At 68.3% G+C, this 19,855-nt stretch carries 14 protein-coding genes and 1 pseudogene; 8 read left to right on the top strand and 7 right to left on the bottom strand.

Annotated features, from left to right (window positions below):
- Positions 1–150: 150 nt before the first annotated feature.
- Positions 151–975 (top strand): alpha/beta fold hydrolase, encoded by an 825-nt coding sequence (locus ACZ5WG_RS31960; RefSeq protein ID WP_468727767.1) that lies wholly within the window; start codon positions 151–153, stop codon positions 973–975.
- Positions 972–1,910 carry a TauD/TfdA family dioxygenase gene (locus tag ACZ5WG_RS31955; protein WP_468727766.1) on the top strand — a complete coding sequence of 313 codons (939 nt, stop codon included), beginning with the start codon at positions 972–974 and terminating at the stop codon, positions 1,908–1,910. The genes ACZ5WG_RS31960 and ACZ5WG_RS31955 overlap by 4 nt, the downstream gene beginning before the upstream one ends.
- 65 nt (positions 1,911–1,975) lie before the next feature.
- Here the strand turns inward: ACZ5WG_RS31955 and ACZ5WG_RS31950 are convergent, their stop codons facing one another.
- The gene (locus ACZ5WG_RS31950) at positions 1,976–2,923 is read right to left on the bottom strand and encodes an ATP-binding cassette domain-containing protein (RefSeq protein ID WP_468727765.1); all 948 of its coding nucleotides are present in this window, start codon (positions 2,921–2,923) and stop codon (positions 1,976–1,978) included.
- Positions 2,924–3,317: 394 nt separating this feature from the next.
- On the opposite strand from ACZ5WG_RS31950, the gene ACZ5WG_RS31945 reads away from it, so the two are divergent.
- The 6 genes from ACZ5WG_RS31945 to ACZ5WG_RS31920 all read left to right on the top strand — a co-directional run bounded on the left by ACZ5WG_RS31945 (position 3,318) and on the right by ACZ5WG_RS31920 (position 10,553).
- Positions 3,318–5,078 carry a fatty acyl-AMP ligase gene (locus ACZ5WG_RS31945; RefSeq protein WP_468727764.1) on the top strand — a complete coding sequence of 587 codons (1,761 nt, stop codon included), beginning with the start codon at positions 3,318–3,320 and terminating at the stop codon, positions 5,076–5,078.
- A 51-nt stretch (positions 5,079–5,129) separates the two neighbouring features.
- Positions 5,130–6,896 carry an acyl-CoA dehydrogenase family protein gene (locus tag ACZ5WG_RS31940; RefSeq protein ID WP_468727763.1) on the top strand — a complete coding sequence of 589 codons (1,767 nt, stop codon included), beginning with the start codon at positions 5,130–5,132 and terminating at the stop codon, positions 6,894–6,896.
- Positions 6,897–6,959: 63 nt separating this feature from the next.
- Complete coding sequence (locus ACZ5WG_RS31935; protein ID WP_468727762.1) at positions 6,960–7,409, top strand: XRE family transcriptional regulator; 450 nt, start codon at positions 6,960–6,962, stop codon at positions 7,407–7,409.
- A 141-nt stretch (positions 7,410–7,550) separates the two neighbouring features.
- Entirely contained in the window at positions 7,551–8,123 is a 573-nt protein-coding gene (locus tag ACZ5WG_RS31930) for an ImmA/IrrE family metallo-endopeptidase (protein ID WP_468727760.1), read from the top strand.
- Positions 8,116–9,306, top strand: a complete 1,191-nt coding sequence (locus ACZ5WG_RS31925; protein WP_468727759.1) for an MAB_1171c family putative transporter — start codon at positions 8,116–8,118, stop codon at positions 9,304–9,306. The genes ACZ5WG_RS31930 and ACZ5WG_RS31925 overlap by 8 nt, the downstream gene beginning before the upstream one ends.
- Positions 9,307–9,404: 98 nt before the next feature.
- Positions 9,405–10,553, top strand: a complete 1,149-nt coding sequence (locus ACZ5WG_RS31920) for a cytochrome P450 family protein (RefSeq protein ID WP_468727757.1) — start codon at positions 9,405–9,407, stop codon at positions 10,551–10,553.
- Positions 10,554–11,227: 674 nt separating this feature from the next.
- On the opposite strand, the gene ACZ5WG_RS31915 is transcribed toward ACZ5WG_RS31920, so the two are convergent.
- From ACZ5WG_RS31915 to ACZ5WG_RS31890, 6 genes and pseudogenes are all read right to left on the bottom strand, one after another.
- The gene (locus tag ACZ5WG_RS31915; RefSeq protein WP_468727756.1) at positions 11,228–11,422 is read right to left on the bottom strand and encodes a transposase; all 195 of its coding nucleotides are present in this window, start codon (positions 11,420–11,422) and stop codon (positions 11,228–11,230) included.
- A gap of 157 nt (positions 11,423–11,579) precedes the next feature.
- Positions 11,580–12,221 carry a DUF3320 domain-containing protein gene (locus ACZ5WG_RS31910; RefSeq protein WP_468727755.1) on the bottom strand — a complete coding sequence of 214 codons (642 nt, stop codon included), beginning with the start codon at positions 12,219–12,221 and terminating at the stop codon, positions 11,580–11,582.
- Positions 12,222–12,241: 20 nt separating this feature from the next.
- Positions 12,242–13,201, bottom strand: a pseudogene (locus tag ACZ5WG_RS31905) (NERD domain-containing protein); the annotation flags it as partial.
- Positions 13,202–13,316: 115 nt separating this feature from the next.
- Positions 13,317–17,234: a caspase, EACC1-associated type gene (locus tag ACZ5WG_RS31900; RefSeq protein WP_468727754.1), complete on the bottom strand. Its 3,918-nt coding sequence runs from the start codon at positions 17,232–17,234 to the stop codon at positions 13,317–13,319.
- Positions 17,231–17,641 (bottom strand): effector-associated constant component EACC1, encoded by a 411-nt coding sequence (locus tag ACZ5WG_RS31895; RefSeq protein WP_468727753.1) that lies wholly within the window; start codon positions 17,639–17,641, stop codon positions 17,231–17,233. Before ACZ5WG_RS31895 ends, ACZ5WG_RS31900 begins: the two co-directional genes overlap by 4 nt.
- Before the next feature lie 120 nt (positions 17,642–17,761).
- Entirely contained in the window at positions 17,762–19,636 is a 1,875-nt protein-coding gene (locus tag ACZ5WG_RS31890) for a DNA/RNA helicase domain-containing protein (RefSeq protein ID WP_468727752.1), read from the bottom strand.
- Positions 19,637–19,855 lie beyond the last annotated feature (219 nt).

Genomic DNA, 19,855 nt, shown 5'->3' with positions numbered 1-19,855 from the left:
GTGCACGCGCAGGCGGACCTGCCGGCCGACGTCACATCAACTGATGTGTGAAGCAACACCGTTCTACTTCAATATGAGTATGATCGCTGCGAATTCACTGAGTCCGATCCATCGACTGGCTCGTCTGCCAGGACTGGGGGAGGTGTTGTCGTGCCCTTGATCGCGGTGAACGGAATCCGCCTGAACTACGAGGACCAGGGCTCGGGTCAGCCCGTCGTCATGCTGATGGGCAGTGGAAGCAGTGGCCGTGTGTGGCATCTCCATCAGGTGCCGGCGCTGGTCTCCCGCGGCTACCGCGTCATCACCCTGGACAACAGGGGGATCAAGCCGAGCGACGAGTGTCCCGGCGGCTTCACCGTCGAGGACATGGTGGGCGACACGGCCGCGCTGATCGAAGCCCTCGAGCTCGGGCGCTGCCTGCTCGTCGGCACCTCGCTCGGCGCGCAGGTCGCGCAGGAACTGGCCCTCGCCCGGCCCGACCTGGTGGACAAAGCAGTACTGATGGCTACGCGAGGCCGTACGGACGCCGTGCGCGGGAAGCTCGCACAGGGCGAGATCGACCTGTACGAATCGGGTGTGACGCTCCCGCCGCGCTACGAGGCGGCAGTACGGGCGATGCTGAACCTTTCGCCCCGGACGCTCAACGACCAGGAGTCGGTGAGCGATTGGCTCGACCTCTTCGAGATGACGCCCAAAGTACGCGTCGGCGACCGGATCCAGCTCGGCTTCTCGGCCATGCCCGACCGGCTGCGGCAGTATGAAGCGATCAGCCGGCCCTGCCATGTCATCGCCTTCGCGGACGACCGGATCACGCCCGCCCATCTGGGCAGGGAAGTGGCGGACCGGATCCCTTGCGCGACGTTCGAAGTGATTCCGGACTGCGGTCACTACGGCTATCTGGAGGCGCCGGAGGCCGTGAACAAGAGTCTGGTCAGGTTCTTTGAGAGTGGGACAGGAGAGGAGATTTCGTGGTGAGCGTACAGAGTGACTGGAAGCCGCTGGAGCTCGGCCCGGAGGGCGTACGGCCCGATGCCGAGGGGCTGGCCGAGCTCGTGTCCGGCATGAGCGATTTCGCGGAAGTGCTCGCGCGGGAGAAGGTCATGGTCTTCCGCGGCTTCCAGGTGGACGAGCAGGAGATCGAGACGGTCATGGACCTGCTCCTGCCGAACCGGCTGGCCTACATGCACGGTACGTCACCGCGGACCAAGGTGGGGGGCAACGTATACACCTCCACGGAGTACCCGCAGGAACTGACCATCTCGATGCACAACGAGCTGTCGTACAGCCATCAGTGGCCGACCCGGCTCCTCTTCTACTGCGCCACCACCCCCGGCTCCGGCGGCGCCACCCCGGTCGTCGACGGAGGCCTCTGGCTGGACTCCCTGGACGACGAGGTCCGGGAGGCCTTCGCGCCCGGAATCCGCTACTCGCAGAACCTTCACGACGGCCTCGGACTCGGCAGGAGCTGGCAGCAGACCTTCGAGACCGAGGACCGCGAGACGGTGGAGTCCTTCCTCGACGCGGGAGAGACCGACTGGAAGTGGACGGCGGACGGCGGCCTGCGCATCGTCAGCCAGATCAGGCCCTCCAGCATCCCGCACCCCGTCACGGGCACGGAGGTCTGGTTCAACCAGTCCGACCAGTTCCACCCGGCCGCTCTCGGTGACGAGACCGCTCTGGAACTCGCTCAGATCCTGCCGCCGGAGGAACTGCCCCAGTCCGTCACCTTCGCCGACGGCAGCCCCATTCCCGATGCGTACGTGCTCCAGGTGCGCGATCGGGGGCTGGAGAAGGCGGTGGACGTCAACTGGGTCCGAGGTGACCTGATGGTCGTCGACAACGTCGCGGTCGGTCACGGCCGGCGCCCCTTCACAGGGGACCGGCGCGTCCTGGTCGCGATGTCCGACTGACCGGTTCGTGCACTCGGGGGCGGGCCGGACCGACCGGTCCGACCGCCCCCGAGTAGCGCGGATGCTCAGGCGGACGGGACCTGGTTCTGCGCCAGTGCCAGGTACACGTCGTTCAACGAAGGCTCCGCGAGGGACACTTCGGCGACGGACGCCTCGACGGACTCCACGGCGCGCACCACCTGCGCGAGATCGCCGTAGGAATCGACGGGCGTGCTCACCGTGACCTCGGGGAGGTCCTCCGTCGCCGACAGTCCGGCGGCCCGTAGCGCCGCGGTGACGAGCGGCAGGCCGGCGGCGTCACGCACCCGCAGCTGGGCGGTGCGTACGCCCAGCCGTGCCTTCAGCTGCGCGGCGGTTCCCGAGGTGACGACCCGCCCCCCGGAGAGGACGGCCACGCGGTGGGCCAGCCGTTCCGCCTCCTCCAGGTACTGCGTGGTGAGCAGCACCGACGTGCCCGAGGCGACCAGCTTCTCCACGGTGTCCCACAGCGCGAGCCTGCTGGCGGGGTCGAGGCCGGTGGAAGGCTCGTCGAGGAAGACGACCTGCGGGCGCCCGACCAGGCTGAGCGCGAGGTCGAGGCGCCGGCGCATGCCGCCGGAGTACGAGCGGGCCTGCTGCCGTGCCGCGTGGGTGAGTCCGAAGGCCTCCAGGAGCTCGACGGCCCGCTCCGCAGCTTGCTTGCGGGAGGCGCCCATCAGGCGGCCGATCAGGACGAGGTTGTCCATGCCCGACAGCTTCAGTTCCACCGAGGCGAATTGACCGGTCAGCCCGATCCTGCTGCGCACGCTCCGGCTTTCGCGCACCACGTCGAATCCAGCCACCGAAGCCGAACCGGAACTCGGCGGCAACAATGTGGAAAGGATGTTCACCAGGGTTGTCTTGCCGGCGCCATTGTGTCCGAGAAGGCCGAGAACTTCACCCTCGGCCACCTCGATGCTGACGTCGGACAGGGCTGGTTCCGCACCGTCGTAGGTCTTGCTCAGACCAGCTACTTGGATCGCTGAATTGGTCATTCCGCCCCCGAATCGGACTGGCAGGAGTGCACCGGGTGTGCAGCGCCACCAAGGCCGCGCCGACTGTAGGAAGCCGATTGACGGCTTGTCAAGATCTTCCGGGGTGGCGCGCCGATGCAAGGATCTCCAGGTCAACCGGTGTTGCAGGTGTGTGAGTTGAACAACTCGCACGCGCCATCAACTGGTGTTGACGATGCTTCGGCGGAGAGTTAGTGTCGGTCCGGCGAGATCGACTTCCGGTTCCACATGGTCGCGGCGCAGTAGCCCGCGACACCGCGAGAACAGTTCGAGCGATGCCGGGGTATTTGGGTCCACGGACCCCGACGGAGAATGCCCTGGATGCCGACGCTCGATTACCACGCTACATGGCCAATCAGGGGGAGAGGTTTATGTCGTGGCGTCATCCTTAAGCAAGTTCACCAGTCTTTTCGAGGCGATCCGGGCGAATGCAGCCCTGCACGCCGACCGTGACGCCGTCACGTACCTGTCGGACATGGACTCCGAACAAGGTCACGAGACGCTGACGTACGCGGCACTCGACGCCCGCGCCAGGGCCATCGCCGCGACGCTGCGCCGGAGCTGCGAGCCGGGCGACCGCGTCCTTCTCCTCTATCCCGAGGGAATCCAGTTCGCCGCGGCGTTCACCGGATGCCTGTACGCGGGTGTCGTGGCCGTCCCCGCACCGCTGCCGGGCCGCCTGAGCAACCAGAGGCGCAGGGTCACGGCCATCGCCGCCGACGCGAGCGTTGCCATGGTCCTCACCGACCGCGATTCCCTTCCCGACGTACTGGACTGGGCCGGTTCCGCGGACCTGCCGCCACTGGAATGCCTGTCCACCGACGGCGATACGCTCGCTGCGGACGCCGAGTGGACCCGGCCCTCCCTCGACCGCGACAGCCTGGCGCTCCTCCAGTACACCTCCGGCTCGACCGGCGACCCCAAGGGCGTCACCGTCACGCACGGGAACCTGCTGGACAACGTCACCAGCCTCCAGGAGACGTTCGGGCTGGACGACGGGAGCCGCTTCGGGTCGTGGATCCCGCACTACCACGACATGGGACTCATGGGGATCCTCGTCCCTCCGCTCCTGCTGGGCGGCTCCTGTGTCCTGATGAGCCCCACCACATTCATCAAGCGCCCCCACTGGTGGCTGCGCATGGTCGACGAATGGGACCTGACCTGGTCAGCAGGGCCCAACTTCGCCTTCGAGCTGTGCACGAGGCAGGTCACCGACGACCAGATGAAGAACCTGGACCTGTCCCGCTGGCTCTTCGCCTGCAACGGCTCCGAGCCGGTCCGGGCCGGGACGATCACGGCGTTCGCGAAGCGCTTCGCGCCGGCCGGACTGCGCAGCGACGCACTCAACCCCTGCTACGGAATGGCCGAGGCCACCGTCTTCGTCTCCGGCAGCGGCCGTCGGGAGCCGGTCATCCGCCGGGTCGACGAAAAGCTGCTGGCACAGGGCACGTTCGAGATGGCGACCGGTGACGGGCCCTGGCGCGAACTCGTCGGATGCGGCAGCGCCCACGACAGCGACCTGCGCATCGTGGACCCCGACACCCTGCACGCGCTGCCGGACGGCCGGATCGGCGAGATCTGGCTGCGCGGGCCGAGTATCTCCCAGGGCTACTGGAACAACCCGGAGGCGACCAACCGCTCCTTCCGGGCCCAACTGGCCGACGGCGAACAGGAATTCCTGCGCACCGGGGACCTCGGGACGCTCCAGAACGGTGAGCTGTTCATCACCGGCCGCATCAAGGAGACGCTGATCCTGCGCGGCCGGAACCTCTACCCGCAGGACATCGAGTACGGGCTCAGGGACTCACACCCCGAACTGACAGGCCTCTTCGGCGCCGCCTTCACGGTTACGCTCAAGGACGACGGCGATGACGAGGACGTGCTGGTCGTTCTCCACGAGGTCCGCGGACGGCCGCCCCGAGAGCAACTGACAGCTCTCGCCTCGGCTGTGCGCAGAACGCTGTCACGGGAGTTCGGAGTTCACGCGGCCGGCGTCCAGCTGCTGCGCCGGGGTGCGGTCCGCAGGACCACCAGCGGGAAGATCCAGCGCCTGGAGATGCGGGAGATGTTCCTCGCGGGGACCACGGACGCGCTGCTGTCCGAGGCCACGCCGAGGCTCGCCTCCGTCCTGCCCTGACACACGCCCTCACCTCAGCACCGACGAGCCACATGAAGCGGGGTCACCGAAGTGCCGAACCACCCTGTCCTGGAACTGGATCGCCTGCTGCAGCAGCCGGACGGAGACGGACACCCGTTCTCGTCCTCGGTGCTGGCCGGCCTCGACCGCGAGGAGCGGTTCCCCGCCGAGGCGTGCGCCGCGCTCGACCGGTTCGGGCTGCACGGGTTCTACGTGGACTCTCGGCACGGGGGCATGCTGGTGGACCACAGCGAACTCCTTCAGCTGCTCCGGACCGTGGCCCGCCACGACCTGACGGTCGCCGTGGCGCACGGCAAGACCTTCCTGGGTTCGGTGCCGACCTGGATCGCGGGCGACCACGACCAGGCGGCCCGGCTCGCGGCCGAGGTCCAAGGGGGCGCCGTGGTCTCATGGGCCCTCACCGAACAGGGGCGCGGCAGTGACCTGCTGGCCGGAGATCTGTCGGCCAGACCGGACGAGGGCACCCCGGGGCAGTGGCGTCTGGACGGGGAGAAGTGGCTGATCAACAACGCCACACGGAGCCGACTGATCTGTGTGCTCGCGCGTACCGCCCCCGAGGGCGGGCCTCGCGGATTCAGCCTGTTCCTGGTGGACAAACGGCGGCTGGCACCAGGTTCGTACCGCGCCCTGCCCAAGATCCCCACCCATGGCATCCGGGGCGCGGACATCAGCGGGATCGCGTTCGACGACGCCCGGGTCGACGGCTCCTCGCTGATCGGGGAGGCCGGGTCCGGCCTGGAGACCGTGGTCAAGTCGCTCCAGCTGACGCGGACCATGTGTGCCGCGCTCTCGCTCGGCGCCGCCGACCACGGACTGAGGCTCGCCGCCGACTTCGCTGCCGGGCGTCGTCTCTTCGGCCGCGACCTCGCGGACCTGCCACGTGTTCGCAGGATACTCGGCGAAGCCATGGCTACCGTGCTGGCGGCGGAAGCGGTGAGTGTCGTGGCAGCCCGGGCCGTGCACACCCTGACCGGCGAGATGGGCGTGGTCTCGGCGGTGGCCAAGGCGTTCGTGCCCACCGTCGTGCAGGAGATGCTGGAACAGCTGGCCGAGCTGATGGGCGTGCGGAGCTTCCTGAGCGAGATCCACGAGGACGGGGCGTTCGCCAAACTGGAGCGCGACCACAGGATCGTCGCGATCTTCGACGGCAGCACGCCGGTCAACCGCAGCAGGCTCATCGAGCATTTCCGGATCCTTGCCCGCGCGTACGAGGGCGGCCGAGGGGACCGTGACGCCGTCACCGCGACGGTGTCCCTCGCGGACGGGGTGCCCCCCTTCGACCCCGAACGTCTGCGGGTGATCTCGGGCCGCGGCTGCAGCATCGTGCAGACACTGCCCGATGCGGTCGCCGCGGTACGGCAGCGTGGGGGTCCGGGGTCGGCGCCCGGGCTCACCGCGCTGGCCGGAGCGCTCCTGGAGGCTGTCGACGAGGTGCACCGGGCGATGGCCGCGCACCCCCCGGCTCCCCGGGACGTTCCGCAGTCGGCATTCGATCTCGCGGAGCGATACGAACTGTGCTTCGCAGGCGCGGCCGCGCTCCACCTGTGGCTGAGCGGATCCACGCGGCCGGGGCCGGTGCCCGGCCACCCGGCCGAGTCTCCTCCATGGGCGGAACCGGCCTGGGTGGAGGGCGTACTGGCCCTGGTGCTTCGGCGCCTGGGGCGGCCGCTCGATGGGCTGGCGGAGGACGCCGGGGGCGCCTTCGACCGGCTCGCCGATCTGCTGATGAACAGCCCCGGATACGCTCCCCCGTCACTGCTGTCGGTCAAGGCGCCCCTGACCGATGAGGCCGGTTGATCCGTCGGGTTTCGGGCCGGTGCAGCGGTTAAGGTGTACTTCCGACGATGGAGGCACGCGGCCGTGACAGAACCTGACCCCGGGACCACCGACAGCTTGTCCCACAAGCTGAACACCCTGTTCTCCACCATGGTCCCGGCTGGCCGTGGTCCCTACACGAATGAGGAAGCGGCACGTGCGATCACCGCGGCGGGCGTCCCCATCTCCGGCAGCTACATATGGCTGCTGCGCAAGGGGCAGCGAGACAACCCCACGCTGAAGCACCTGGAGGGGCTCGCCAAGTTCTTCGGAATCCCGCCCACCTACTTCTTCGACGACCAGGTCACCGACACGGTCAATGCGGAGCTGGCGCTCCTGATGGCCCTGCGGGACGCGCAGGTCCAGAGGGTAGCGCTGCGTACCGTCGGTCTGTCGCAGAAGAGTCTGAAGTCCATCAACGACGTGATCGAGCGAGTGCGTGAACTTGAAGGACTGTCGCCGACGGAGCCTGAATCCGAACAGAAAGAGAATTGACGCGTTCTAGTGCTTGACAGGCGAACGGCTGACTCGAAACCGTCTGGATGTTACCTGACCGCCATGTTGGAATGATTCGTATGATGATCATTCAGGAGGCATCGTGAGCGAAGACAGGGTACCTTCCACTGCTGCCACTCCGTGATCGTGGTGCGTTGGAGACTAGGTTCCGCATCCCGTTTTCCCACCCGTCCGGACAGGAGTTTCGAAGAGCGTGTGCGCTGCCTGGGCCTGCCCCTCAATAGTCAGCTGACCATCGAGGAGCTTTGCGACCACATCGGCGGCCTGCGTCAGCGATCCGTGCGAGTGGTCTCTCTCAGTCTGCCGCCCGCCAGTCCGCACGGTCTCTGGGTTTCCACCCAGGCCAATGACTACATCTTCGTCGAAGAGCGCCTCGTACCCGTGCACCAACAGCAGGTGATCCTTCATGAGATCGGCCATGTCGTCTGCGACCACGAGGCCTCGCCTGCCCTGACCGGCGCAGCCTCCCTCCTCATGCCTTCACTCGATCCCGACCTGGTGCGCCGGGTCATGGGACGTGAACACTCGAACTCCGAGGCGGAGATCGAGGCCGAAATGGTGGGCTCACTCATAGGGCAGAGCATCGGCACCTGGACCGTGGAGCGCACCTGGGAGGTCCCGCCGGACGTGCGGGAGATAGTCGAGCGGCTGGCCACGCTCGAGTCACCGAGATCGGGGAGGGAGCATGAATAGCCTTCTGTACCCGATCTGTTCGACGGTTGCGCTGCTGGCGCTGCTCTACAAGGCCCGCGTCCTGAAGACCGAACGGTCCGTCACGCAGTTCGCCCTGGTCGCCAACTTCTTCTTCCTCTTCGTCATCTTCACCGTTTCCACGCCGTCTGTCTGGGTGGCGACCAGCGAGTTCGTCGGGGTGGTCGACTTCTCGGGCCTCCTCACCCAGAGCTGCGTCATCAGCATGACCGCCTGCCAGCAGCTGGTACTACTGCACCTCGCGTACGGCCCCGAAGTCGCGCGCCGCAAGGCGATACCCAGGTTCGCGGCCCTGGCGTCGGTGCTGATCGCGATGATGGTGCTGTTCGCCGCAGCGGCCGCCCATGGCGAGTCGCCGAACGACTTCGCCGTCACGCATGCCAAGTACACACCCGCCTACCTCATCGTTTACCTGGCCGCATTCACGGCGAACCAGGTGGAAATCGGTGTGATGGGCTGGCGGTACTCCAAGATCGCTCCCTCCGCGTGGCTGCGCCGAGGACTGCGAATGGTGGCCTTCACCCTGCCGTTTGCGCTGGTGTACTCGGGAGCACGCGCCGCAGACATCGTCGCGGGACAGTTCGGGAACACCGGTCACGCCTGGGAGCCGGCCGCCCAGCTCGGCGTGGCCATTGCCGTCGTCGTCCAGACGGTGGGGTGGATCCTGCCCGACTGGGGACCTCATCTCACCTCCGTCGGCAACCGGCTGAGGGACCGGCGGGCCCATCGCCTCCTGACCGCCCTCCACCGGACCGTCACCGAACAGGTTCCTGAGCCGGTGATTCCGGTCAGCCCCACCATGGACCGGCGGACTCGCCTCTACCGTCTGGTCATCGAGATCCGTGACGCCCAATGGGCGCTGCGCACCTGGATGGATCCCCGCGTGGCCGAGGCCTCCCGAGCCGAGGCCGAGGGGGCGGGTCTGCGCGGTGAGGAGCTGGCCGCTGCCGTGGAAGCCGCACAGCTGAGGGCGGCCATCGAGGCCAAGCGCAATGGTCGGCCGCCGGAGCAGGCTCTGGACACACCGGTGGCCGCCGCGCCCGGCGATCTCGCCGCCGAACTCGCCTTCCTGTGTCAGTTGGCCCGTGCCATGTCCTCACCCGGCATTCGTGGATCCGCCGCTGACTTCACCACCTCCCGCACCGCGCACAAGGAAACCGTATGACTCGCACCACCGAAGTAACCGCCCTTCCGCAGCCGTTCGGGCAGGATTTCGAGACCGATCCCCAAGCCGTGTACACACGGCTCCGCGAGGAGCGGGCCGTGCACCGGGTCGCGCTCCCCGACGGCTCGCCCGTGTGGCTGGTCACCCGTGAGGCTGATGTCCGCAGCGGGCTTGCCGACTCCCGGCTGTCGGTCAACAAGCGCCATTCCGGGGCTGGCTTCAAGGGTTTCTCCCTTCCTCCGGCGCTCGATGAGAACCTCCTGAACATTGACGCGGAGGATCACCTGCGGCTTCGTCGCCTCGTGTCCCAGGGATTCACCCCCCGACATGTCGAGGGGCTGCGGGACAGCCTCCAGAGCGCGGTCGATGCCCTCCTCGACCGGGTGGCGGAGCGGATCGACCGCGAAGGCCGTGTCGATGTGGTCGCCGAATTCGCCAAGCCGTTGCCCCTGAAGGTCATCGGGGACCTCTTCGTTGTCCCGCAAGTCGAACAGGAACGGTTTTCCGGCTGGGTCGCCACCATGCTGGCCCCGTCCGGCCACGAGAGCCTCAGGGATGCGATCGGGCACATCCACCGCTACCTCATCGACCTCGTCGCTCGACGGCGTAGCGATCCGGGCGACGACATCCTCTCCAGCCTGATCGCGGCGCGCGACGCGGAGGACCGGCTCACGGAGAACGAGCTTGTCTCCCTGGCCTTCCTCATCCTCATGGCCGGCAGCGAGAACGTCCAGCACATGATCAGCAACGGCCTGTTCACCCTCCTGACGCACCCCGATCAGCTGGCCGCCCTGCGGAGCCGCCCCGATATGCTGCCGCAGGCGGTCGAGGAACTGTTCCGGTACGCCCATCCCAACCAGACCGCCATCCGTCGTTTCGCCACGGAGAAGATGGAGATCGGCGGGGTGTGGATTCCGGCGGGGGACACCGTACTCTTCCTGCTGGCCTCCGCCCACCGGGACCCCGCCCGGTACTCCGCGGCCGAGGAATTCGACATCGCCCGTCCGGATCAGGGCCACCTCGCCCTTGGGCACGGGCTCCACTACTGTCTGGGCGCGCCTCTGGCCCGCATGCAGGTCTCTCTCGCCCTCGGCACCCTGCTGCGCAGGCTTCCCCGTATCCAGCTTGCGTCTCCCGCCGAGCAGCTCTCGTGGACCACCACCTTCCGATTCCATGCCCTGCGTGAGCTGCCCGTCTTGCCAGGCCCGAAGGATCCCGTACGGTTCGGGACCACGACGGACGCGTAGCTGGTGCTGAGACCAGTCCTGCTGGGCGGACGTGTTTGTTGTGGGCCAGCCTGCGCAGGTCTTGGGTCTTTTCCCCGGGGCCGCGTTCTCTGTCACCTCCAGGTCTCGTGTCGCCGGGCACGCGCATGCGTCATTGGCTGGTATCGGAGTGTTGCGACCAGCGTCACGACGCCGCACGTAGCGCCCATAGCGCACGCTCCTCACCTCGGAGGTAGGCCCGCAGGGACCTGACCTGCAATTTTCTTCCACCTGTTTCGGTCGAACCTGATTTCGATGACGCACCACATGGAGTGCGTCGCGATCCTGGAGCCGATCCGCGACGACGCCTGACCTGAACTGTGAGTCCGGCCATGCCGAGTTCCGACTGGTCATTGCCACGAGCGCCACGCACATGGCAGCGACGGTCCGGCAGCGGACAGCCCTGATGTGGCAACGGAAAGGGCTCCGGGCCTACGGCGGCCGTTAGCAGGGAGGTGCCGCCGCGTTTCAGGGCGGCGTGGACGCGTGGGGCACCGTGGGTGCCGTTGCTGCGGGCGTACAAATCGGTGAACCGGTGCGCGTTCACCGGGTCTCCGTCGCGAAGAAATCCGTCGCACGCTTGCGGACCTTCACGTCCTCCCGCAGCCTGCGGTTCTCACGCCGCAAAGCCTCCAGCTCCTCGCGTTCACTGCCGGTCAGACCGTCCTCTCGCCGGCGTCGACCTGGGTCTGGCGGACCCAGTCGCGGACCGCTGTCTCGGTCAGGTCGAAATCCTTGGCGACCTGACCGAGACAGCGGTCCCCACGCCGGCACAGATCGACGATCTCGGTCTTGAACTCCGGCGTGAACGAGCGGCGAGGGCACGGCCTCTTCTTCCGTACGCTCGCCATGATGAACATCATCCTTGCGGGGCTGAAGCCCCTGATCCCAGATGTCCGTCAAAGAACAAGCCCACCCAGATGTTGGCCGTTGAGCAAACGCAGGGTGTGCCATGAGTCTCGCGCCGGGACCTCAGCCGTGAGAGTCGGCGCACCGCCAACGCCTCAGCTAGCGGCCCTCCATGGGCACCAAACCCGAAGGTCCCTCTTCGACCGCGTTCCGTGCGATGAGCGCCTCGATGTCTTGGTCGAAGGCGGCCCGAATGTCGGCTCCCAGACGCAGCCATCCGAAGAACCGAGCGGTCTCTCTGGCGAGTTCCTCACGGCGTAGCCCAGGAGACTCGGAGAGAACGCCCAGCAGTGCTACCTGCCGCTCGGGTGGGGGAACGTGCGAGACCTTCTTGCGCTCGAAGTCCGCACTCGGGGTACGAGCCGTTGTCACTTCACGGTCCGGTGTGTCCCACACCGTTCCCGCCTGCACTGCCAGGTTCTTGTTTCCCAACCGCTTTAGTGCCTTGCGGATACTGGCCTGCACGATTTGCCCTGCGCGATCGAGATCCCAGGCCTCCCGCACCCTGCCGATTAGCACCTCCTCCTCGACGGGTCCCTCCACCGAGATGACGTGACGTGCCAACTCCGCCACCAGACCGATCGCCTCGGGCTCGCGCAAGTCGATGTCGCCGAGCCCCGTCTCCCTGCCCAGGACACGCCGGAGCTCGTACAGCTCCCCGAGACGCATCGCGCGGTAGGGGCGGCTCCACTCGGAACGGTCCGACTCACCGACGGGAACGATCTCGACCTCTGTCCTCACCGGGGCGGATACTGCGACGCTCTCCTGGAGTGCGCGGAGCGCATCGTCTCGGCGAGCTGGCGGACCAGCGTCATGCGGCCGAGGATGTCGAGCTTGTCCCCGTACTGCAGCAGGTAGTCGTCCAGGCGGAGGGTCTGCGGGTGGTAGTCGAAGATCAGCGCCGGGCCCGCGGAGTGTCCGGACGGGTCGTACTGCTTGAGCTGGACCACGCCGGGGTGGCGAAAGCGGCGCAGTACCGCGGCTTCCCGGCGGGCGGCGCCCTCCACGGACTGCCGGATCGTGGCGTCGGAGCCGCGCTCGCGCAGGTAGATACGGACACGGGCGGCCTCGGGCAGTTCACTGTGGGTGGCCAGGTAGTCGGCCCAGGTCGGGCCGGAGTCGAAGGACTTGCGCTCCAGCTGGTACGGGCCCACCTTGTACTCGGCGTCGCTGCGGCGGATGCCGACCCGCTCCAGGGCGGCCTTGATCTCGCGGGAGTCGACCGCGGTGATCCGCCGACGCTCGTCGCGCGGCGGCTGCTTCAGCATCTCGACCAGTTCGGCGATGGTGTAGACGCCGTTCTCGTCGTGGGCGGGGAGGCGGATGCGCAGTCCGTCGTCGGTGAAGCAGACGGCCTCGCCGACCCAGACGCGCTTGCCGTTCTGGCCGAGCAGCCCGGCGAGTTCTTTGGCCTTCTTGTTGACCAGGTGCAGCGGGTTGCCGTGCGGGCGGCGGTGACCGTTCGGGGTGGTCTGTACCCAGGTGCCGTTTTCGCTGGTCAGCGAGCCGTGCCAGTTCTTGAGCTCGATGACGCAGACCCCGCCGGGGGCGATGACGAGGAGGTCGACCTCCCGTACGTGCCCCGTGTTCGCGGTGAAGGTGAAGTTCGACCACGCCCGCCACGGGTCGGAGTCCGGCAGCTTCTCGCGGATGGACTCCAGACCGCGGCGTTCGTGATCGAACTCGGACTCGGTGACCGTGGTCCACCGGCCTTCCCGCATGTGCTGCCCCCGCTTCGTGGATCAGTTGTGTCCGCAGCGATCCTAATGGCGGAGCCCGACATCAGGGGCAGCCGTGAGGAAGCGGGCACGGAGGGAATCGGTTCCCCCGGAAGGGTTACCGGACTCCCTGCGCTGCATGAGTGGGTCCCATGCCGAACAGTGGCTCCAGCCCCCTGTCTCCGGCGAAGATCCGCCAGGCCGGCACCCGCACCGTGCGTTCCACCGGGCCGGCCTTCGCTCCCAGGCCGCCGGACGGCAGCCCGACCAGGAGGTCGCTGCGCGCGTGGGTGAGGCGCAGGTGCCGTGCGGGGTCCTGGCCGTGCTGCGGGCCGGTGTCGATCAGTACCGCGGTGTTCGCGCCGCCCACGGTGAAGAGCAGGTCCACGGTGTGCCCGCCGACCGGCGCGGCCCGTTCCAGGTCGGTGACGCCCCGTGCGGCGAGGTGCTGCTGAATCCGGTCCGCGAGTTCCTCGCGGAACCTGGACGCCGTTGTCGCCGGCGCTGTCACGGGCCTGACGTCAGGATCCGCGGTGCCGTGTGCGACCGCACTCAACAGGGAGGACCGCTCGGCGAGCAGGGCAGGCAGTCCCGCCTGCCCTTGCCAGAAGGCGTGGCTGCCCACGGTGACCAGCTGCGACTTCGCCCGGGTGATCGCCACGTTCCACAGATTGACCTGGCTCGCCACCCAGTGCGCCGTCCGTGGCGGGGTGTTCCTCGTCGCCACCGGGCTGAGCACCATGACGTCCCGCTGCCCGCCCTGGAAGGCGTGCACGGTGCCCACCCGTACCCGGTCGTCGTCCGCCCAGATGCGTGCCAGCGACTCTTTCTGGGCCCTGAACGGCGTCACCACCCCGACGGTGGCGTGCTCGGGCAGCCGGGCGAGCAGCTCGTCCACCGTGGCCCGTACGGCTCGGGCCTCGGCCGTATTGCGCCAGGACTGCCCATCGCTCCCTCGCGCGGACTCGCCGTCCGGTACGTCCACCCAGCCCAGGACCGGCGCCGGATCCGCGGACCCGACCGGATCGAGCGCCGGCACCTGCCTGCGGACATCGGTGAGAACCTGCAACTGGCCCGCGTAGCAGTAGCCGTTGACCACGTCCGCGATCGCCGGGTGGCACCGGTAGTGCTCGTCCAGGAGCAGCGCCGCCTCACCGTGCTGTGCTGCCGCGTGGTACGAGGAGTAGACGTGGTAGGCGAGCCGGTGGTCTTCCAGGAGCGCCGCGCTCAGACCCGAGCGGACCCAGGCCTGCCGCTCCTGCTCGGGAGAGATGCCCGGAATGTGGCCGAGCTGCATCGGGTCGCCGATGATCAGCGCACGCTTCGCGCGGAACAGCAGCGGCAGGATCGCCGGGATCGAGCACTGGCTCGCCTCGTCGATCACCACGAGGTCGAAGAGCTTCGGGGTCAGCTCGAGCTGGCGCACCGAGTGAGTGCTGATGGCCCACCCCTTGATGTGGGCCATCAGATTCCGCTGGCTCTTCTGGAAGCCGGAGCGTTGGCGCAGGGCCTGCAGCCGCTGGCTCATCAGTGAGCGCCCGCGCGACATGGCCTCGGCGGCCACGGCCCGGGACAGCTCGCCCGAGGCTTCCGACAGTCCGGCCGCGCTCTCCAGCCGCGCCCGCTTCAGCTCTTCCTCGTCGCGGGCGAGGTGCTCGGGTACGAGCTCCCGCAGGGCTCGTTCCACGGACGCCGCATCGGCCAGAGCGTCGAGCAGCTCGGGCGAGGCGGGCCGCTCGGCGGCCCATGCCGGCCACGGGTACGCCGGATCGGTGGCTTGAGAGGCGACGAGTGCGGACAGGGCCCGCCCCCTGCGCCACCGGCCGAACGAGAACCAACCCGCCGCGGCGGCCTTCCGGGCCCGCTCCTGCCAACGGGCGAGAGGAGGAGGCCCGTCGCCCGCCCAGGCCCGTTCCAGCAGTTCCACCGGCATTACGAGGCTGCCCGCCCGCTCGGCGCGCTCGCGGAGCAGATCCAGGAGTTGTGCCTCCTCACCGACCAGCCCGGCTGCCTCCGCCCGCCGTGCGGCTGCCACCGCCTGGCGGTTGCGCAGCTCTCCCGCCACGGTCGCCGAGCCGCGCAGCGGCGTCTCGCCGGGCTCGGAGAGCAGCCGCTCCAGCTTCGCGGCCTCGCGCTCCAGGGCCGCGGCGTTACCCGTCCGCATGAGCAGCCCCGGCGAGATGGCGTCACAGCGCTCGGCGACGACGTCGACCGCCTCGTTGTTGGTGGAGGCGACGAGCACGGACTGGCCGGCAGCGACGGCGGTGGTGACGACGGCGGTCACGACCTCGCTCTTTCCGGTACCGGGCGGCCCGGTGGCGACGGTGAGAGGGCGTGACATCGCCGACGTGATGACCAGCTGCTGGCTCTCGTTGCACGGTCCAGGCGCGACCACGGTCTCGGGCCCATCGAGAACGGCGCCGGGATCCCCTCCCATCAGGAGCGCGTCCAGGGCCGTACCGGGGATGTGTCCCGTACGGGCCGACATCTGGAGGAGGTTGTCCACCAGGGCTTGCGTGGCGATGCGCTCCACACCCGTGGGCGCCAGGAGTACGGCGGCGTTGTGGGCTCCGGGACGCAGGGACTGCATCACCGACTGCTCGCTCAGCGCGGACAGGTCGAGTGGCTCCAGCTCCGGGACACCCAGCTCGGTGAGCAACTCCCTTACGGCACGCACCATCTGGCTGTCGTTGCCCTCCTGCCAGGTCGGCTGCCAGCGGGCCAGCAGATCGGCGGCTTCGTCGTCCCCCAGCAGCTCCGTGATCACACCCGTGTGCAGGGAGGGCACTCCGCTCGGGCGGAGCAGGTCCCGGCCGTTCTCGTCCGGAGCGAGTTCCATCGGCTGGATGAGCAGCGGCGCGAGCCGCACCGCTGCCCGTCGTCGGCCGGCTCCGCCCCGCTCGGGGAGAGTGATGGCGGGATATCCGTACCAGTACTCCTGCAGCGCATCGGTGTTCGCCTGAGCACCGTTGCTCTTGGGCTTCGGTAGCTGCGCGGGGGCGGGGAAGGACGACCCCAGGCCGGACTGGATCGTCTCGGGGCCCCGTCCCAGGAGGAAGTAGGCGGAGTCGCGCCCCTTGTCCCGGTCGGGCAGCGTTCCGGCCTCGGCCTGTGCGGTCAGACAGTGCACGTAATAGCGCAGCAGCCGCTGCCACTCCACACCGTCGTGAGCGTCCCGCGCGGCCAGCTCTCGCGCCTTGAGTAAAGCGGGGGAGCCTTGTGCGGCCTGGCCGGCGTCGCGGGGCGGGGGCTGGAGGTGGACGGGCCGGGCCACGGAGCGCGCGAAGGGCAGACTGTGCGTCGCGCGGATCGTCGATTTGGTCGGTCGCTGTTCCTCGGGCACACCGTGCCGCACCATCTGGGAGGTCAGGTACTCGAAGAGGTCGTCCGGCGTGACCCAGCCGCCGTTCTCCTTGATCCGGCCGGTGCGCAGCCCTTCCACGATCTCCCCGGTGAACCGGGAGGTGCCGAGGGACGATCCGACCGGGGCCATGGCGGAGGCCGCCTGGAGCGCGTCGGAGGCGGTGATGAAGTAGACGCCGGTCGGCCGCAGCAGGGTGCTGGGCGAAGGCCGGTCTCCCGCGTCCGTCGCACCCTTGGCCGTCCACCCCTGGACGACGGAGCCGCTGGAGCAGCAGTCCAGCAGCACGACCTTCGATGAGGCGCGGCAGGACTGGAGCATCCGCTCCAGGAACTCCGCGGAGACGGCCGTGCCCGGCAGGTCATCCGGGTCGGCGTCCCGGGTGAGGAAGTACAGCTGGTTGTCGGCCTCGCAGAACTCCCCGTGCCCGCTGAAGTACAGCAACGCCGTCTCGCTGGGTTGCCGCTCCTCCAGAAACGCCTCGATGGCGTGCAGCATCTCGGCGCGGGTGGGTTCCGCGACCATGGCGCAGTCGTTGTACATGCCGATCTCCGTGCTCTCCAGGACCGCCTGCATGTAGTGCAGGTCGGCCCGGACCGGCGGCAGATCGTGGTAGCGGTCGTGGTCGTACGTGGATACGCCGATGAGGACGGCGTACCGGTCGTTCTCGCTCATTCGGCGCCCGGCCCGCCCTCGTCGCCGTCGCTGTTCCGCACGTCTCCGTCGAGGAACCGTGCGATCTGCTCGTCATCGGCGCGTGCCTCCTTGCCGGAGATGCGCAGGGTCGCCCCGTCCGGGCGGGTGACCACGACGGTCCGCTGCGGCACACGGGCCAGCCAGACCTGCACGCCCGCGGCGACCAGGGAGCCTCCGCTGAACACCAGCCCGATGAGGTCGGTGACCGGGCCGCCCTTGTCGGTTTCTCGGGCCGCGGTCCGCTGACCGGGGACGTCGAGAGCGGCCAGAGGGTCCACATCACCGATCGCGGCGAGGAGCTCGCGTACTTCACGGCGAGCACGCAGCGGGTCCTCGTCGACGATGGAGATGCGGTAGCCGGCCGGATCCGCGTGCATGGTGTTCATGTGTACTGTCCCCCTGGTCATTTCGTGCGCCGGGCACGAACCCGTGAGGATATCGAGGGCAAACCCGCCTATCGCACGGTTTTCCGGAACCAGCTGTTCATTGGCGCAAACATGCCGAGATCAGGTCGCGCAAGGGGGAATCAGCGAGCGGAGCTTCTCGCGGGTCTCCGGATCCGTCGAGTAGACGATCGTTCCGATCATGCCCCGGGTCAGCAGCACCTTGTAGGTGTTGCGGACCAGACGGTCGACGTCCTCGTCCGGGGTGGCCTTGGTGAAGGAGGGGTCCTTGGATGCGGTGCGGTCCACCACCCAGCGGTCGGTCCGCCAGACGAGGTCCGGGCCCATGATCACGCCCGACCAGTCATACTCGAAGCCCTGCGCCGTGTACACACACCCGACCTGTCCGAAACCTGCGGGATCGGTGGCCCAGAGCGGTGCCGGTGGCGCGCCGAGCAGGGAACGGTCTCCGGCCAGGTTCCACGGCTTCGCCCACTCGCCGATGACCACGTCGGCGGGCAGCTCCGTCATGTTCGGAGTGATCTTCGTCGTCCATTTCCAGCAGTAGCCTGCCGACAGCCGGGCCTCGTAGTCCTGGGCGCGTTGCGCGGCCAGGAATTCCTCCAACTCCTGCGGGCTGTCCGCCGTCAGCAGCTGGACCTTGTCGTCGGGCTCCCACTCGGTGGGCCCGTCGCCTTGCAGCCCGAGCAGGCTTGTCACCCAACGCAGGTACGCGTCGCTGCCACCGCACCGGAACTGGCTGTCCAGCTCCACCACCGTGCACTCCAGCCCCTGCTCGGCCGCCGCTTCCCGGATCTCGTCCACGGTGCCCATCTCGCCCGGGCGCACTACCTGGTGCTGGTCCAACAGGAACACCGGGACCCGGGCAGCGTCCATCAGCTCCACCACCTGCGGGCGGCCGGTACGCAGGGCGGCGCTGGTGTATCGGCTGGCGGAGGTCTTTCGGAGTCGGTGTGCCTCGTCGCAGACGAGTACGTCCAGGTCGTTGGGCTCGGCCTCCATGAAGCTGTTGAAGTAGCGGAAGAGCTTCTGCACCTCAGGCTTGCGGGCTCCCGCGACCTTGCGCATGGTCTTGGTGAACGACTGCGATCCGGTGGCGTGCAGCGCGGGCACGCCGCGCCGGTACAGATCGCCGAGCAGGGACAGGGCGATCACGCTCTTGCCGGAGCCCGGACCGCCGGCCACCACGACCACCTGCTTGTGGTTGGACCGCCGGGCCTTCCTGACCGCGGACATCACGATCTCGTAGGCGAGTCGCTGCTCGCCAAGCAGCACGAACTGCTCCCGGTTGCGTACCTCTTCGGCAGCGACGGCCATCAGCTGCTTGGACGGCCTTACCTTGCCCTGGAGCAGGGCGTCGGCCGCTTCGGCGCCGGGCTTCGGTGCCAGCATCGAGCGCAGGTAGTCGAGGAAAGCGCCGCGCTGCTCACCGGTGAACATCCGGCCCCGACGGTCTTCCGTGACGGCCCGCAATCCCGCTACCCCGAACTCGGTCGCGTTGTGCAGGTATGCCACTCCGGCGATCGACTCCGGTGCCTGCTCCAGCGTCCCGTTGAACGACACCAGGTAGTCGCAGTAGCCCCGTACCTGCTCGATCGGGTTGAGGACGGGCCTCGGGTACGCGTCGATGCGACACCGCAGCGGATCGCCGTCCTCCGGGTAGGCGCTGCTCCACTGCTTGAGTTCGACCACCACGTACGACGGTCCGCCGGTGGCCGGATGCACGCCTGCGAGTATCACGTCCGCGCGCTTGCTGGTCAGGGGGAGCCCGTACTCCAGCATCATCTCGACCTCGCCGAGCCCGGCTTCGATCAGTGCGTTCGTGAGCGCCGGAATGCTCCGCTCCCAGGAGCGCACCTCAGACGGCTGGGGCCGGTGGCGGTGCTTGTGCAGGAAGTTCTCGGTCAGGAGCTCCGCCAGCCGTCCTTCAAGGTGGGTGCGGTTGGCCAACGACGCCGCGGACTCACGGAACAGCAAGGAAATTCCCCCAGGCAGCACGAAGTAGCTCGTGCGGGTGGGGGCATGTCCTTCGGTTCCACAGAAGTGGAGCGGAAGCCCGGCGGGCCGCTGAGATGGTCATCGCAATCCTAGAACAGGACGTGGATCACGTCCCGGAGCGGGCATCAGCTTGGCGCTACACGACGGCCGACTACCGCGCCGCGGCAATCACCCACCTGGCCAGCCCGCCCCTCACCG

It is taken from the genome of Streptomyces sp. NPDC032745 (assembly GCF_055579465.1).
The sequence above is the reverse complement of the archived record's forward strand: the minus strand, read 5'-3'. Positions and strand labels throughout refer to the sequence as shown.

What these genes read in the sequence shown, in the direction of transcription:
- ACZ5WG_RS31950 (WP_468727765.1), bottom strand. Translation starts at nt 2,923, where the DNA reads ATGACCAATTCAGCGATCCAAGTAGCTGGTCTGAGCAAGACCTACGAC.
- ACZ5WG_RS31925 (WP_468727759.1), top strand. Translation starts at nt 8,116, where the DNA reads ATGAATAGCCTTCTGTACCCGATCTGTTCGACGGTTGCGCTGCTGGCG.
- ACZ5WG_RS31915 (WP_468727756.1), bottom strand. Translation starts at nt 11,422, where the DNA reads ATGGCGAGCGTACGGAAGAAGAGGCCGTGCCCTCGCCGCTCGTTCACG.
- ACZ5WG_RS31900 (WP_468727754.1), bottom strand. Translation starts at nt 17,234, where the DNA reads ATGAGCGAGAACGACCGGTACGCCGTCCTCATCGGCGTATCCACGTAC.
- ACZ5WG_RS31895 (WP_468727753.1), bottom strand. Translation starts at nt 17,641, where the DNA reads ATGAACACCATGCACGCGGATCCGGCCGGCTACCGCATCTCCATCGTC.